The following is a 16363-nucleotide window of genomic DNA, read 5'->3' as shown; positions in this document are numbered from 1 at the left end:
TGCGCGGGACTGTACCAAAGGATTCGCGCACTGGAACAGCGCAAAATGTCGCAGTTATGAAATTAAATGGTGCATTTGTATAAATTAAATGGAGTTTTCAAAAGTTCTTGCACCAGAAAAGGGAGTACAAACTTCAGAACTGCACCAGCGGTGATACCGTCTTCGACTTGCTCGCGAAGGGCGCAACTCGGTCCCACTGAAAAAACACAGGCAAAAAAAACGGAGCCCGAAGGCTCCGCTTTTTATGCAACCAACCCGAGTCAGGCCAGTTTCTTGTGCCGTACACGGTGCGGCTGGGCAGCGGCTTCGCCAAGGCGTTTCTTGCGATCCGCTTCGTACTCGGTGTAGTTGCCTTCGAAGAACACCGCTTGCGAGTCGTCTTCGTACGCCAGGATGTGTGTGGCCACGCGGTCCAGGAACCACCGATCGTGAGAGATCACAATGGCGGCGCCCGGGAAGTCCAGCAGGGCTTCCTCCAGCGAACGCAGGGTTTCAACGTCGAGGTCGTTGGACGGTTCGTCGAGCAGCAGGACGTTGCCACCCTCCTTCAGGGTCAGGGCCAGGTGCAGGCGACCACGCTCACCACCGGACAGATCCTTGACGAACTTCTGCTGATCGCCGCCCTTGAAGTTGAAGCGACCAACGTAGGTACGCGACGGGATTTCGTAGTTGCCGATGCGGATCTGGTCCGAACCGTCGGAGATCTGCTGGAACACGGTCTTGCTGCCATCCAGGTCTTCGCGACTCTGGTCGACGCAAGCCAGTTGCACGGTTTCGCCGATTTCGATGCTGCCCGAATCCGGTGTTTCCTTGCCCATCAGCATGCGGAACAGGGTCGATTTACCGGCACCGTTACCGCCAATCACGCCAACGATGGCGCCTTTGGGCATGGCGAACGACAGGTTGTCGATCAGCACGCGATCGCCGTAGCCCTTGGTGACGTTCTTGAATTCGATGACCTTGTCGCCCAAGCGCGGGCCCGCCGGGATATAGATCTCGTTGGTTTCGCTGCGCTTCTGGAATTCCTGCGATTGCATTTCTTCGAAGCGTTGCAGACGAGCCTTGGATTTCGACTGGCGGGCCTTGGCGCCTTTGCGCACCCATTCCAGCTCTTCCTTCATGGCTTTTTCATGGGCCGACTGCTGCTTGGATTCCTGGGCCAGACGATCGGACTTGGCTTCCAGCCAACCCGAGTAGTTACCCTCGTAAGGAATACCCGCACCACGGTCGAGTTCCAGGATCCAGCCCGCAACGTTGTCCAGGAAGTAACGGTCGTGCGTGATCGCAACCACGGTGCCCGGGAAGTCGTGAAGGAAATGCTCCAGCCAGGCGACGGAATCGGCGTCCAGGTGGTTGGTTGGTTCGTCGAGCAGCAGCATGTCCGGTGCGGACAGCAGCAGGCGGCAGAGGGCTACACGACGTTTTTCACCACCGGACAGGTGTTCGACCTTGGCGTCCCACGCCGGCAGACGCAGCGCATCGGCGGCGACTTCCAGCTGGCGCTCCAAATTGTGACCGTCGCCCGCCTGCAGGATGGCCTCAAGTTTGGCTTGTTCAGCGGCCAGCTTGTCGAAGTCGGCATCCGGCTCGGCGTAAGCGGCGTAAACCTCGTCAAGGCGAGCCTGCGCGTCCTTGATCACACTCACCGCTTCCTCGACCACCTCACGCACGGTTTTGGTCGGGTCCAGAACGGGCTCCTGCGGCAGGTAACCGATGTTCAGCTCCGGCATCGGACGAGCTTCGCCTTCGAATTCGGTGTCGACGCCGGCCATGATTTTCAGCAACGTCGATTTACCCGAACCGTTGAGACCGAGCACGCCGATCTTGGCGCCCGGGAAGAAGGACAGCGAAATGTTTTTCAGGATTTCCCGCTTCGGCGGAACAACTTTGCCCAGCCGATGCATGGTGAATACGTATTGAGCCATGGAGAACCTAGGGTCAGTGACAAATGAATGATTGGAGCAGGCGATGCCTGGCCAGGCTGTGCGCGTCGTCGCTTGATGGCTATCAATGCTGCGCGCTGAAAAAACCTGATTTTAGGAGCTGGAACGCTCCCGCGTAACCGGCAAAGCTACCTGAATGACGAGAGGCAGTCCAGCCGAACGGGACTGGCACTTTGCCACAACTCAAGGCATGCTAGCCGCCCTTCGGGCGTCCGGCTTATAGTGCACGTCGCGCCAGTCCAGCCAAACCGCAGGATCACAGCTTGTCCAATGTCACGCCGCCCCTGATCAACCGCGCACCGACTGCTGCGTCCAGCTCGCCCCTGCGTGGAACCTTGAAGGGCGCTCTGGCGACTCTGGCTTTGCTGCTGCTCGCCCTGCTCTTCTGGCAGTTGCTGGATCAATTGCGGGAAACCCAGAAAAGTCAGCGTCAGTACACCATCGACTATACGGCCGACCTCGCCGCGCAGGTCAGTCTTAACATGTCGCTGAATGCGCAGATTGCGCTCAATCTGCTGCCGATCCTCGAGCAACCGCAAAGTGCGGATGAGCAGCAGGAGCTCTTGCGCAAACTGCAAAAAAGCCTACCCGATCTGATCAGCCTCGCGCTGTTGAGCCCCTCGGGCAAAATTCTCAGTGACAGCGCCGCTGACAGCGACGACGCCGACTACCTTGCCGAACTGGTGCGCCGCAGCCGCGCTCAGGTCCATTACTTCAGCAACGCCGATAATGGTTCAATGGTGCACCTGCTGTTGCACCAGTCCAGCGGCAGCAGTCGGGGTTACTGGGCGCTGCGGCTCAAACCGGGCTTTTTCTCGGTGCTGACCCAACAGAACGATGCCGGCGTGCGGCCGCTGTGGTTGGTCGAAAACCGCGTCAATCATCAGGTCATCAGCCGCGACGAATCGGGCCCCCTCGCCAAGCCGGGCGAATTGACCGAAGCCGATGTGGCCAACAGCGTGCTGACAGTGCCCCTGAGCTACAGCGACTGGCAATTGCGCGGCTTGTTCGACCGCCAACGGGTCATCGAAGAACTGCTGCCTGCCTTCGTCGGCAAATGCCTGCTGGGGTTGGCGTTCTCTTTGCTGCCGCTGATCGCCCTGCTTAACCTGCGACGCCGGCAACGCCAGGTCACTGAAGGCCGCCGCCGCTATCAGGACATTTTTGAGGGCACCGGCGTCGCGTTGTGTGTGCTTGACGTGTCCGGCCTCAAGAATGCGTTTGACAAGGCACACCTGCACGGCAGCGAGCAGTTGCAAACATGGCTGGCCGCTACCGAGCATCGGCGTCAATTGCTGCAAGAACTGCGTATCACCGAGGTCAACCAGGTGGCCTTGCAACTGCTCAACGTCAGCACTTGCGAGCAAGCCTGGAAACTGTTGATCGACGGCAATCCCCTGGACGGCACCGCCATCGGCAACCAAGTGATCGAAGCAGTGCTCAGCCAGCAAAAACAGCTGGAACTGGAGATTAAACTTCCGGACGCCAACGGCCGTGACCAGCACCTGTGGCTGGTGCTGCGACTACCGGAAGACCAGGCCGACTATAAGGCGGTGATCCTGAGCATCAACGACATCACCAGTCGCAAGCTCATCGAACTGTCCTTGCTCGAGCGTGAAGGGTTCTGGTCCGACGTGGTGCGCACCGTGCCCGATCACCTGTATGTGCAGGACGTGATCAGCCAGCGCATGATCTTCAGTAACCACCACCTGGGCCAGACACTGGGCTACAACCGTACCGAGCTGCACCAGATGGGTGAGTATTTCTGGGAAATCCTGCTGCACCCCGAAGACGCCGATCATTACCACCGTTCGCGCCAGTCCCAGCGCCACGGCGGTTATGTCCAGCTACTGCAATGTCAGTTGCGCTTCCGGCACCGGGACGGCAAGTGGCGGCGCTTCGATATTCGCGAGCAGGCCCTGGCGCGGGACAAATACGACCAGGTCACGCGAATCATCGGCGTGGCGAAGGACATCACCGAACAGATCGAGGCCAGCGAATCCCTGCGCGACAGCGAGCAGCGCTACCGGATGCTCGCTGAGAGCATCAGCGACGTGATTTTCTCCACCGACAGCCAACTCTCGCTCAACTATGTCAGCCCGTCAGTGCAAAGCGTGCTGGGCTACGACGTCGAGTGGATTTTCCAGAACGGTTGGCAAACGACCATCGCCAACCCCCAGCAACTGTCCGGCATCTTCAGCTTGATGGATCGAGTCAGTAAAGCGCTGGGAAAACCCGATCAACTGGCGCTGTTGCGCAACCAGGTACAGACCCAGCTGTTCGTGTTCGACTGTCTGCGCGGTGACGGACGCAAGATTCCCATCGAGTTGCGCCTGGTACTGGTGTGGGATGAACACGGCGCCTTCGAAGGCGTGCTTGGCGTTGGCCGGGACATCAGCCAGCAACGTCGGGCCGAGAAAGATCTGCGCATGGCGGCCACGGTATTCGAACACTCGACCTCGGCGATCTTGATCACCGACCCGGCGGGCTACATCGTCCAGGCCAACGAAGCGTTCAGCCGTGTCAGCGGATATGCCGTGGAACAGGTACTCGACCAGTTGCCGAACATCCTGACAGTGGACGAGCAACAGGAAGCGCACCTTCGCTATGTGCTCAAACAACTGAACCAGAACAGCACCTGGGAAGGCGAAGTGTGGCTCAAGCGACGCAACGGCGAGCACTACCCGGCATGGGTCGGTATCACGGCAGTGCTCGACGATGAAGGCGACCTGGCCAGTTACGTGTGCTTCTTCACCGACATCAGCGAGCGCAAGGCCAGCGAGCAACGCATCCACCGCCTGGCCTACTACGACGCCCTGACCCACCTGCCCAACCGCACCTTGTTCCAGGATCGCCTGCACACCGCACTTCAATCGGCGGAACGGCAGAAATCCTGGGTGGTGCTGATGTTCCTCGACCTCGACCGCTTCAAGCCGATCAATGACTCCCTGGGCCACGCGGCGGGTGATCGCATGCTCAAGGAAATGGCCACCCGCCTGCTCGGGTGCGTCGACGATGACGACACTGTGGCGCGCATGGGCGGCGACGAGTTCACACTGCTCCTGCAACCGCGTGCCACCCGGGAGACGGCGCTGAACCGGGCAATCCATGTGGCCGAGCAGATTCTCGCCAGCCTGGTGACACCGTTCGTGCTGGAAGGCCGTGAGTTTTTCGTCACCGCGAGTATCGGCATTGCCCTGAGTCCGCAGGATGGCAACGAACTCAGTCAGTTGATGAAGAACGCCGACACGGCGATGTACCACGCCAAAGAGCGCGGCAAGAATAACTTCCAGTTCTATCAGACCGACATGAACGCCAGTGCCCTGGAGCGCCTGGAGCTGGAAAGCGACCTGCGTCATGCCCTCGACCAGAACGAATTCATCCTGTACTACCAACCCCAGTTCAGTGGCGACGGCAAACGCCTGACCGGCGCCGAAGCCCTGTTGCGCTGGCGCCATCCGCGTCGCGGCCTGGTGCCGCCCGGGGATTTCATCCCGGTGCTCGAAGAACTTGGACTGGTGGTGGATGTCGGCGACTGGGTGATCAGCGAGGCGTGCCGTCAGCTCAAAACCTGGCATCAGGCCAAGGTTCGGGTGCCGAAGGTGTCGGTGAACATCTCTGCCCGCCAGTTCTCCGACGGCCAACTGGGTACGCGCATCGCCACTATCCTCAAGGAAACCGGCCTGCCACCGGCGTGCCTGGAGCTGGAGCTGACCGAAAGCATCCTGATGCGCGAGGTCAGCGAAGCGATGCAGATTCTCGACGGCCTTAAAAACCTCGGTTTGAGCATCGCCGTCGACGACTTCGGCACCGGTTATTCGTCGCTCAACTACCTCAAGCAGTTCCCGATCGATGTGTTGAAAATCGACCGCACCTTCGTCGATGGCCTGCCCTCGGGCGAACAGGATGCGCAGATCGCCCGGGCGATTATCGCCATGGCCCACAGCCTTAACCTGGCGGTTATCGCGGAAGGTGTGGAAACCCACGAACAGCTCGATTTCCTGCGTGAGCATGGTTGCGATGAGGTTCAGGGGTATCTGTTCGGGCGACCGATGGCGGCTGGGCAGTTCGAGGCGCAGTTCAGCAATGATGCACTTTTTGTGTTTGATTGAAGCTGACAGCTCCAATCAAACACAAAAAGAGCTGCAAGCTGCAAGCTGCAAGCTGCAAGCTGCAAGCTGCAAGCTGCAAGCTGCAAGCTGCAAGCTGCAAGCTGCAAGCTGCAAGCTGCAAGCTGCAAGCAACAGCGAATCAGCTTTTACTTGTTGCTTGCGGCTAACAGCTTGAAGCCCGCTTATCCACAACGTGATTGTGTTTCATAGCCCTTCCAAAAGCGGTTGGGTTAGAATGCCCCCCTTTTCTGCCCCCGATCCTTGAGGACCGCCATGTTCAGCCGTGATTTGACTATTGCCAAGTACGACGCCGATCTCTTTGCCGCCATGGAGCAAGAAGCTCAGCGCCAGGAAGAGCACATTGAGCTGATCGCTTCGGAAAACTACACCAGCCCTGCGGTGATGGAAGCTCAAGGCTCGGTGCTGACCAACAAATACGCCGAAGGCTACCCAGGCAAGCGCTACTACGGCGGTTGTGAGTACGTCGACGTGGTTGAGCAACTGGCCATCGACCGCGCCAAGCAGCTGTTCGGCGCCGACTACGCCAACGTTCAACCACACGCCGGATCGCAAGCCAACAGCGCCGTTTATCTGGCCCTGCTGTCGGCTGGCGACACCATCCTGGGCATGAGCCTGGCCCACGGCGGTCACCTGACCCATGGCGCCAGCGTTTCGTCCTCGGGCAAGCTGTACAACGCTATCCAGTACGGCATCGACGCCAACGGCCTGATCGACTACGACGAAGTCGAGCGCCTGGCGGTCGAGCATAAGCCGAAAATGATCGTGGCCGGTTTCTCCGCCTACTCGCAGATCCTCGACTTCCCGCGCTTCCGTGCAATCGCCGACAAGGTTGGCGCCTACCTGTTCGTTGACATGGCCCACGTGGCCGGCCTGGTTGCCGCAGGTGTCTACCCGAACCCGGTTCCATTCGCTGACGTGGTGACCACCACCACCCACAAGACCCTGCGCGGTCCACGTGGCGGCCTGATCCTGGCGCGTGCCAACGCCGACATCGAGAAGAAACTGAACTCCGCCGTATTCCCGGGCGCCCAGGGTGGCCCGCTGGAGCACGTCATCGCCGCCAAAGCGATCTGCTTCAAGGAAGCACTGCAGCCTGAGTTCAAGGCTTACCAGCAACAAGTGGTGAAAAACGCCCAGGCCATGGCCAGCGTATTCATCGAGCGCGGGTTCGACGTGGTTTCCGGCGGTACTGAGAACCACCTGTTCCTGCTGTCGCTGATCAAGCAGGAAATCTCCGGGAAAGATGCTGACGCCGCACTGGGCAAAGCTTTCATCACCGTGAACAAGAACTCCGTGCCAAACGACCCACGCTCCCCGTTCGTCACTTCCGGCCTGCGCTTCGGCACCCCGGCCGTGACCACTCGTGGTTTCAAGGAAGCCGAGTGCAAGGAGCTGGCGGGCTGGATCTGCGACATCCTGGCCGACCTGAACAACGAAGCGGTGATCGACGCCGTTCGTGAGAAAGTCAAAGCCATCTGCAAAAAGCTGCCCGTTTACGGCGCCTGATAGCAGGTCATTGAAAAATCCCGGCCCCGGTGGCCGGGATTTTTTTTGCCCGAGATTCGACCGTTGAAAGATGTACTTGAAACATCAGATCATCAAATGGGCGACTTACTCAAACTTCATTGCTGATAGTTTAATCATCACCGGATATACCCGGAACAATCAAACCCAATGCACAATGGAATGAATTGCATGAGTCAGAACAAAGAGCGCTCGTTTGTCGCCTCGATCACTACCAACCATGGAAACCTGCACCTTCCCAAACTTACTTATGGTAGAACCGTGCGCATTAAAAAACCGGATTACGACGTCTGGTCATTTGAAGCAAACATGGACGTTTCAAACTATCTTTGCGTACAAAAAGGTGCACCGCAAAAAATCAATTTCTACTTCTATTGCATCGAAGACTACTACTCGATTTATCTTTTAACCAACGACGTCTATCACCGTCAGGCCTTGAGCAACGAGCACAAGGACTTCATCGCAGCCTTCGCGCCCACTAACGAGCAAACCACTTACAACTTGCTCGATGCACAGGGCCGCATCATCACCCCTGAACAATTCAACAGTCACACCCCAACCGTCAGGATACAGACCCGGGGTGGCAAAACCCTGAGCGTGCGAGGCAACACCAAGGTCGGCGGCCTGGTCTGCACCGAATCGCCACGCTCCAAGCCGTTGGATATCACGCTCAACATCATCAGTCGCGGCGCGGCTTGATCATCCAGGCAAGGAGCCGCTCATGACGACCGACCGACAGAAATCTTTCATTGCGACCTTGAGTGTCGACGATAAGCAAATGCATTTTCTCGACATGTTTCACGGTGAGCCAGTCCACATAGTCAACCCAAACTTCAGTGGCGGCGTATTTACCGGCCGCCCGCGAAAACTTGACCACTCCCATTTCCTGGCATTGCGACCGAATACATCTGCACCACCAGATCTTTCATTAACACTCTATTTCAGACATGCGCACTATGGCTATACGCTTTATATCAGGACGCCTGGACAACACTTCGGAAAATGCCTGAGCCACGACAACAATCTGATTGGTGCATTCCCGCCCGGCGAAGCATCTTTATTCCACTTGGTGGACACTCTGAATTCAACCATCAATCTGGATCATATACAGGCAGATGAAACTACGATCTTTCTACGACTCAAGAATTCAGGCCTGATTCATGCGCAGAGTTCTCATCACTCCAGGCATGTATTCATTGGTAATAAGGGTGGACTGCCGCTCCCCTTCAAATTGAAGATTCTCGAAAGAAACGCCCCTTACATCAACCATCCTGATGAAGTTTGATGCGCCAAGAGCGGGTTTCAGCTCGCCCGCTCGTTTCGCAAGCAACGCCCGAGGTCAATCCGCCGCCATCCTGGCGAACCCCGCCTGGATCTTCTCCTGCGGCAGATCATCGGCGATGAACACGATCACGCTTTCGCGCCGCTCATCGATGGCCCATTCGGTATCCCAGTCGAAGCCATACAGCTTCAGCACGCCCTGAAACACCATGCGCCGCGGCTCGCCCTGAATGTTCAGCACGCCTTTGTAGCGAAGCAGTTGCTTACCATGGTCTTCCAGCAGTTCGTTCATGAACTCGCTGAGCTTGTCGATATCCAGCGGTTTGTCAGTGCGCAGCACCAAGCTGGAAATTCGATCAATAGAGGGCGCGACGCTCACCGGCCGCAAACTCAGGCCGCCACCGAGGTCGGCATTGAGATTGAAGCCGCGCACGTCGAGCAGTTCAGCCAGGTCGATATTCCCGTGGTCCACCAGACGAATCGGGGCGCGGCGATTGATGCGGGTCAGGCGCTCGCTCAAGGCGTTGAGGGTCACCTCGTCCACCAGATCGCGTTTGCTCACCAGCAAGCGGTCGGCGAAGCCGATCTGAGCCTGGGCGATGGTCTGTGTCAGATGTACCTCGGCATGCGCTGCGTCGACCAGAGTGATGATGCCGTCGAGGATGTAACGTTCGCGCAGTTCTTCATCGATGAAGAAGGTTTGCGCCACAGGCGCAGGGTCCGCCAGGCCGGTGCACTCGATCACCAGCCGGTCAAAAGCCAGCTCGCCGCTGTCCAGGCGCTCGAGCAGCAAGTACAGCGCCTTGGTCAGGTCAGTGTGGATGGTGCAGCAGACGCAGCCGTTGGACAGCGTCATCACTTGCACCGGCTCATCACCCAGCAGTTGGGTGTCGATACCGGCGTCACTGAATTCGTTCTCGATCACGGCGATTTTCAGGCCGTGCTCGGCCTTGAGCAAGTGGCGCAGCAACGTGGTCTTGCCGGCGCCGAGAAAGCCACTGAGGATCGTGACGGGCATGGGGGAGGACACACTGAATCTCCTGTCATATGAAATCTGAAGAAAAACACAAAACAAATGTGGGAGCGGCGGTGCGACGATTCGACTTGCTCGCGATTAGGCCGTGTCAGTCAACATCAATGTTGAATGACACACCGCTTTCGCGAGCAAGTCGAATCGTCGCAACGCCGCTCCCACAGGGGTATCGCGCTAACCAGGCCGTTAGCTCAACAACACTTCGGCCCACCCTTGCCACCGTAACGGGCTTCCTGGCGCTCCCGGAAGAACACCTCGTAGCTCATCACCGGTTTGTCCGGGTGTTTGGTCTGCATGTGCTCGACGTAGGTATCGTAGTCGGGCATGCCGACCATCAGGCGTGCAGCCTGACCGAGGTATTTACCGAGGCGACTCAGGTCATTGAACATGCTGCACTCCTCGATCAAGCGTCCGGCAATGCCTGGAACGGCGCTTCTTTATCCGTACGCTCTTTTTTGCCCCAGGCGGCAATGCCAACCTTGAGCGCATAGAACAGGATACTGAACACCACAAACAGGAACAGCGCCGTCAGCGTTGCGTTGGTGTAGGCATTGAAGATCACGTGCTGCATCTGCTCGACGCTCTTGGCTGGGGCCAGGACCTGACCATTAGCCAGCGCATCGCTGTACTTCTTCGCCAGGGACAGGAAGCCGATCGCCGGGTTGGCGTCGAACAGCTTGATGAAGCCGGCAGTGGAAGTGCAGATTAGCAACCAGACCGCAGGCAGCATGGTGACCCAGACGTAGCGCTGACGCTTCATTTTGATCAGCACGACCGTGCCGAGCATCAGTGCGATACCGGCCAGCATCTGGTTGGAAATACCGAACAGCGGCCACAGGGTATTGATGCCACCCAGCGGGTCGATCACGCCCTGATACAGCAGCCAGCCCCACATGGCCACACAACCGGCGGTGGCGATCAGGTTGGCGGTCCAGGATTCGGTGCGTTTGAGCGCAGGCACGAAGGAGCCCAGCAGGTCCTGCAGCATGAAACGCCCGGCACGAGTACCGGCATCCACGGCCGTCAGGATGAACAAGGCTTCGAACAGGATCGCGAAGTGATACCAGAACGCCATGGTGTTTTCACCCGGCAGGACACTGTGCAGGATCTGCGCGATGCCGACCGCCAGGGTCGGCGCACCGCCAGCACGGGCCAGGATGGTGGTTTCACCGATGTCCTTGGCCACCGCTTGCAGCGCCTCGGGGGTAATGGCAAAACCCCAGCTGCTGACGGTTTGCGCCACAGCCACCACGTCACCGCCAACGACGGCTGCGGGGCTGTTCATGGCGAAGTACACGCCCGGCTCGATCACCGACGCGGCAACCATGGCCATGATGGCCACGAAGGACTCCATGAGCATGCCACCGTACCCGATGTAACGGGCGTTGGTTTCGTTATCCAGCAGTTTCGGCGTGGTGCCCGACGAGATCAGCGCATGGAAGCCCGATACCGCGCCGCAGGCGATGGTGATGAACAGGAACGGGAACAGACCGCCCTTCCAGACCGGGCCAGTGCCGTCGACGAACTGGGTCAATGCCGGCATTTTCAGCTCGGGCATGGTCACCAGGATACCGATCGCCAAGGCGATGATGGTGCCGATTTTCAGGAAGGTGGAGAGGTAGTCACGCGGCGCCAGGATCAGCCACACCGGCAATACGGCGGCAACAAAACCGTAACCGATCAGCATCCACGTGATCTGGATCCCGGTGAAGGTGAAGGCCTTGGCCCAGACCGGATCGGCAGCGATCTGCCCGCCCAGCCAAATGGAACCCAGCAGCAACAACACGCCGATCACCGAGATTTCGCCGATGCGACCCGGACGGATGTAGCGCATGTAGACGCCCATGAACATCGCGATCGGGATGGTCGCGATCACCGTGAAAATGCCCCACGGACTCTCGGCCAGGGCCTTGACCACGATCAGCGCCAGCACCGCGAGGATGATGATCATGATCAGGAAGCAGCCAAACAGGGCGATAGTGCCGGGGATACGACCCATTTCCTCACGGACCATGTCGCCCAGGGAGCGACCGTTGCGGCGGGTGGAGAGGAACAGGACCATGAAGTCCTGCACCGCACCGGCCAGCACCACGCCGGCGATCAGCCACAACGTACCGGGCAGATAGCCCATCTGCGCAGCCAGGACCGGGCCGACCAGTGGCCCCGCGCCCGCGATGGCGGCGAAGTGATGACCGAACAGAATGTGCTTGTTGGTCGGCACATAGTCCAGACCGTCGTTATTGAGCACGGCAGGGGTGGCCCGACGTGGATCGAGTTGCATCACGTTGTTGGCGATGAACAGACTGTAATAGCGGTAGGCGACGAGATAGATGGCCACCGCAGCGACCACAATCCACAAGGCGTTGATCGCCTCGCCTCGACGCAATGCCACTACGCCAAGGGCGCACGCTCCCACGATTGCCAGCAGCAGCCAGGGTATGTGGCGTAGCAGGCTATTGTTATTTTTCATTTTATTATTCCAGCCAGGGTGGACAAGAAAGACAGCCACCCCGAGTTTAGCTCTCCTGACGGCAAAGACCATACCCGACATTCGTCTAGCCACCGACGCCGGCTGGCAGGCCTGGACAATCGGGGTCTATAGTCAGCGAACCCACTGGAGGATTGCGCCATGAGCGAGCACCCCGCCGATCGCCGCCGCTTCAAACGAATTGCGTTCGATGCCCGAACCGAGCTGATCCAGGGCGCGTTCATCTGGCCGGTGAAGCTGGTGGACCTGTCACTCAAGGGCTTGCTCATCGAGCGCCCCGATCCATGGCTGGGCAATCGCGATGAGGCGTTTTGCGTCGACATTCATTTGAGCGATGACGTCGAGATCACGATGGATGTGCAACTGACCCATGAAGAACGCGGACAACTGGGTTTCGTTTGCCGGCATATCAGCCTGGAATCCATCGAACGCCTGCGGCGCCTGATCGAACTCAATCTGGGCGATCCACAGGAACTCGAGCGGGAGTTGGGCGCCCTGATCGAAGTCTGAGCGCCCAGAGGCTTACTCGAACAACGCGTCGAGCGCCTGTTCCAGGCGCGTCACGGCGATGATCTTCAACCCGGCAGGCGCCTCTTTCGGCGCGTTGCCCTTGGGTACGATGGCGCGCTTGAAGCCATGTTTGGCGGCTTCTTTCAAACGTTCCTGGCCGCTCGGCACGGGCCGCACTTCGCCGGACAACCCCACTTCGCCAAACACCAGCAAATCATGGGGCAGTGGCCGGTTGCGCAGGCTGGACATGACGGCAGCCATCAAGGCCAGGTCGGACGCGGTTTCCAGGACTTTCACCCCGCCGACCACGTTGAGGAACACGTCCTGATCGTGGGTCGGAATGCCCCCATGGCGGTGCAGCACCGCCAGCAACATCGCCAGCCGGTTCTGATCCAGACCCAGCGTGACCCTTCGCGGATTGGCCAGGTGGCTGTCATCCACCAGAGCCTGGACTTCCACCAGCATTGGCCGAGTGCCTTCCCACGTTGCCATGACCACACTGCCCGGCACTTCTTCCTGGGCTCGGGTCAGAAAGATCGCCGACGGGTTGGAGACCTCCTTCAAACCCTTGTCGGTCATGCCGAACACGCCCAGTTCATTGACTGCACCGAAGCGGTTTTTCACCGCACGCAGCAAACGCAAGCGTCCATCGGACTCGCCCTCGAAATACAGCACGGTGTCGACCATGTGCTCCAGCACTCGCGGGCCCGCCAGCGCGCCCTCCTTGGTCACGTGGCCCACCAGGAAAATCGCCGTACCGCTCTGTTTGGCATAACGTACCAGCAACGCCGCACTCTCGCGGACCTGGGACACGCCGCCTGGAGCCGATTGCAACTGTTCGGTGAAGATCGTCTGGATCGAATCGATCACCATCACCTTGGGCTTTTCCACCCGGGCGGTGGCAATGATGGTTTCGATGCAGGTTTCGGTCATGACCCTCAGTTGATCCTGCGGCAAACCCAGGCGCCGGGCACGCATGGCCACCTGTTGCTGGGACTCCTCTCCCGTGACGTACAGTGCCGACATCCCTTTGGCGATGTTGCACAGGGTCTGCAACAAAATGGTCGATTTGCCGATGCCGGGGTCGCCGCCGATGAGCACCACGGAGCCATCTACCAGACCGCCACCCAGCACCCGATCGAGTTCACTGGAAGCCGTGGAGAAACGCGGAATTTCCTCGACACTGACCTCCGCCAGCGTCTTGATCTGCGCCTGCTGGCCTGTCCAGCCTGTGCGACCACTGGGAGCAGCGGCACCACCACTCTCGACCATGGTTTCCGTCAGGGTATTCCAGGCACCGCATTCTGCGCATTGGCCGGCCCACTTTGGGAACGTTGCGCCACACTCGGTGCAGCCATACATGCGTTTGGCCTTGGCCATCTGAACTCCGGGGAAAATTGCGATGATAGCGCAGCTGGGCTGAATCGGCGCGTGCACTCCATAAATGAAACTTCACAGTAACGCCACGACTCTTTATTTGTGCATGTCACAGAGCAACAGCAAAAATTTGTACAACAGCCCGGTATACAGATCACCGCTGATTAACTACCTAAAGAAAAACTGTACAAAACTTCCGGAACACGAACAATAGATGTACAACATAAAAACCATAATAACCTTTCAATACATAAGGCTTATTTGATGGCACTTCAATATCGCCTTGATTATTTCAAGTAATCCCAACACACACGCCTGTCCTCCCCCACCATAAATGTAAAATAGTGTGAAGACAGGTTTTCAAACTTCACGAGTTCGTTGCGTCAGACTTATACAACCCAATGTTCGCCCGTGTATCAACGATGAACCAGTACAATGTCGAGAAAAGGACCGAGTGACAAGCAGGCCCGAGGCTGCCCTTTCTGTAAACTTTTTTCTGCCTGCCCGGTCGACTGCAGGCAAGACCTGCAAGCAGTTGTTTCGAGCGAGATGCCTTTGCCTGACTTACACTGCATTACCAACCTCATCTGTAACAAGGAAATACCTATGGGCGTAATAAGTGAGTTCAAGGCCTTCGCGGTCAAGGGAAACGTGGTCGACATGGCTGTCGGTATCATCATCGGTGCCGCGTTCGGCAAGATCGTTTCGTCGTTCGTCGGCGACGTGATCATGCCACCCCTGGGGCTGCTGATCGGCGGTGTGGACTTCAGCGACCTTGCCATAACGCTCAAGGCCGCCGACGGCGCCACCCCTGCGGTCATGCTGGCGTACGGCAAATTCATCCAGACGGTGATCGACTTCATCATTGTCGCCTTCGCCATCTTCATGGGCGTCAAAGCCATCAACCGTTTGAAGCGCGAAGAAGCTGTCGCGCCTAGCCTGCCTCCTGTTCCGACCAAGGAAGAGGAGTTGCTGGGGGAGATTCGCGACCTTCTCAAAGCCCAGAACCAAAGGCCTGAGTGACAGGATGCAAATAGTGACGGCGCCCTCCAGGCGCCGTTTTTTTTACCAGTAGGTTTCCACTGCCACTTGGCCGGGACGGCGGCTGAGGCTCAGGTTCATGTCGCGCTGTTTAAGCAGCTTGCGCGTGTCGTCGATCATCTGCGGATTGCCGCAAAGCATTACCCGGGAATGCTCGGCCGTCATGGGCACGCCCGCCACTCGCTCCAACTCGCCGTTATCCAGCAAGGTGGTGATCCGTCCGTTCAAGGCACCGGCGTGCGACTCACGTGTAACGGTGGGAATGAACTGCAATTTGTGCGCGTACTCGGCCAGGTAGTCTCGCTGCGCCAAGCCTGCAATCAAGTCCTGATAAGCCAACTCTGCCCCTTCACGCACGCTGTAGACCAGCAGGATTCGCTCGAACCGCTCCCACACCTCGAAATCCTGCAGGATCGACAGGAACGGCGCCACTCCAGTGCCCGTGGCCAACAACCAGAGGTAACGGCCGTCTACGAAACGATCGAGCGTGAGGTAACCAAAGGCCTGGCGCTCGACCAACAAGGTATCCCCCACGCCAAGGCGGCTAAGCTCACTGGTAAATTCCCCCCCCGGAACCACGATGGAAAAGAACTCGAGGAACTCGTCAAAAGGCGAGGAAACCATGGAGTAAGCCCGCCATACCGTGCTGCCATCGGGCTTGCTGACCCCCAAACGCGCGAATTGCCCCGCACGAAAACGGAATCCCGGATCCCTCGTTGTGCGCAGCGTGAACAGGTTCGGGGTCAACGGGCAGACATCGAGCAGGGTCTGCTGGGTGAATTTTTCGGCGCTGGCAGTCATGGGGCGCTCCATTGGACAGGTAGTACCAGTGTCCCGCAAAGCAGATGAATTAAACACCTTCGTTTTGTAATGACTTTAAGGGTCGCGCCTGAAATATCACTGCTCTTTGAATAACCGTTAGAGTGGTTACTCGGTTAATGGAGGAACCCCTTAATATTAAAACCACCATAGAATGCAATAGAACTGGATAATTAATTTAAAGGGTTTCGGTAAACGAAAAAATCTCACCCAA

General features: G+C 58.2%; 12 protein-coding genes. 6 read left to right on the top strand and 6 right to left on the bottom strand.

What is annotated here, in order from left to right; genetic code table 11:
• Nucleotides 1-260: 260 nt before the first annotated feature.
• A complete protein-coding gene (ettA, locus tag AB4N64_RS28775; protein ID WP_460120709.1) occupies nt 261-1925 on the bottom strand; it encodes an energy-dependent translational throttle protein EttA in 1665 nt (554 codons plus the stop codon).
• 281 nt (nt 1926-2206) lie between these two features.
• Between ettA and AB4N64_RS28770 the strand changes: the two genes are divergently transcribed.
• The 4 genes from AB4N64_RS28770 (at nt 2207) to AB4N64_RS28755 (ending at nt 8885) form a co-directional block, all read left to right on the top strand.
• Entirely contained in the window at nt 2207-6055 is a 3849-nt protein-coding gene (locus tag AB4N64_RS28770) for a sensor domain-containing protein (RefSeq protein WP_460120707.1), read from the top strand.
• A gap of 273 nt (nt 6056-6328) precedes the next feature.
• Complete coding sequence (gene glyA / locus AB4N64_RS28765; protein ID WP_460120705.1) at nt 6329-7582, top strand: serine hydroxymethyltransferase; 1254 nt, start codon at nt 6329-6331, stop codon at nt 7580-7582.
• A 189-nt stretch (nt 7583-7771) separates the two neighbouring features.
• Nucleotides 7772-8299, top strand: a complete 528-nt coding sequence (locus AB4N64_RS28760; protein WP_460120704.1) for a hypothetical protein — start codon at nt 7772-7774, stop codon at nt 8297-8299.
• A gap of 22 nt (nt 8300-8321) precedes the next feature.
• The gene (locus tag AB4N64_RS28755; RefSeq protein WP_460120702.1) at nt 8322-8885 is read left to right on the top strand and encodes a hypothetical protein; all 564 of its coding nucleotides are present in this window, start codon (nt 8322-8324) and stop codon (nt 8883-8885) included.
• A 54-nt stretch (nt 8886-8939) separates the two neighbouring features.
• Here the strand turns inward: AB4N64_RS28755 and yjiA are convergent, their stop codons facing one another.
• The 3 genes from yjiA to AB4N64_RS28740 all read right to left on the bottom strand — a co-directional run bounded on the left by yjiA (nt 8940) and on the right by AB4N64_RS28740 (nt 12384).
• On the bottom strand, nt 8940-9911 hold the full coding sequence (gene yjiA / locus AB4N64_RS28750; RefSeq protein WP_460120700.1) for a GTPase: 972 nt from the start codon (nt 9909-9911) through the stop codon (nt 8940-8942).
• A gap of 194 nt (nt 9912-10105) precedes the next feature.
• Nucleotides 10106-10303 carry a YbdD/YjiX family protein gene (locus AB4N64_RS28745; protein WP_460120698.1) on the bottom strand — a complete coding sequence of 66 codons (198 nt, stop codon included), beginning with the start codon at nt 10301-10303 and terminating at the stop codon, nt 10106-10108.
• Nucleotides 10304-10317: 14 nt separating this feature from the next.
• A complete protein-coding gene (locus tag AB4N64_RS28740; protein ID WP_460120695.1) occupies nt 10318-12384 on the bottom strand; it encodes a carbon starvation CstA family protein in 2067 nt (688 codons plus the stop codon).
• 159 nt (nt 12385-12543) lie between these two features.
• On the opposite strand from AB4N64_RS28740, the gene AB4N64_RS28735 reads away from it, so the two are divergent.
• On the top strand, nt 12544-12912 hold the full coding sequence (locus tag AB4N64_RS28735; RefSeq protein WP_460120693.1) for a PilZ domain-containing protein: 369 nt from the start codon (nt 12544-12546) through the stop codon (nt 12910-12912).
• A gap of 12 nt (nt 12913-12924) precedes the next feature.
• Here the strand turns inward: AB4N64_RS28735 and radA are convergent, their stop codons facing one another.
• Nucleotides 12925-14292: a DNA repair protein RadA gene (gene radA, locus AB4N64_RS28730; protein ID WP_460120691.1), complete on the bottom strand. Its 1368-nt coding sequence runs from the start codon at nt 14290-14292 to the stop codon at nt 12925-12927.
• A gap of 603 nt (nt 14293-14895) precedes the next feature.
• On the opposite strand from radA, the gene mscL reads away from it, so the two are divergent.
• A complete protein-coding gene (gene mscL / locus AB4N64_RS28725) occupies nt 14896-15312 on the top strand; it encodes a large-conductance mechanosensitive channel protein MscL (RefSeq protein WP_460120689.1) in 417 nt (138 codons plus the stop codon).
• Between the two features lie 42 nt (nt 15313-15354).
• On the opposite strand, the gene AB4N64_RS28720 is transcribed toward mscL, so the two are convergent.
• Nucleotides 15355-16131 carry a ferredoxin--NADP reductase gene (locus tag AB4N64_RS28720; RefSeq protein WP_460120687.1) on the bottom strand — a complete coding sequence of 259 codons (777 nt, stop codon included), beginning with the start codon at nt 16129-16131 and terminating at the stop codon, nt 15355-15357.
• Nucleotides 16132-16363: the final 232 nt, after the last annotated feature.

The sequence above is a fragment of the Pseudomonas sp. S2_C03 genome (genome assembly GCF_054668405.1).
Note: the sequence above shows the minus strand (reverse complement) of the source record. Positions and strands in the feature narration are given on the sequence as shown.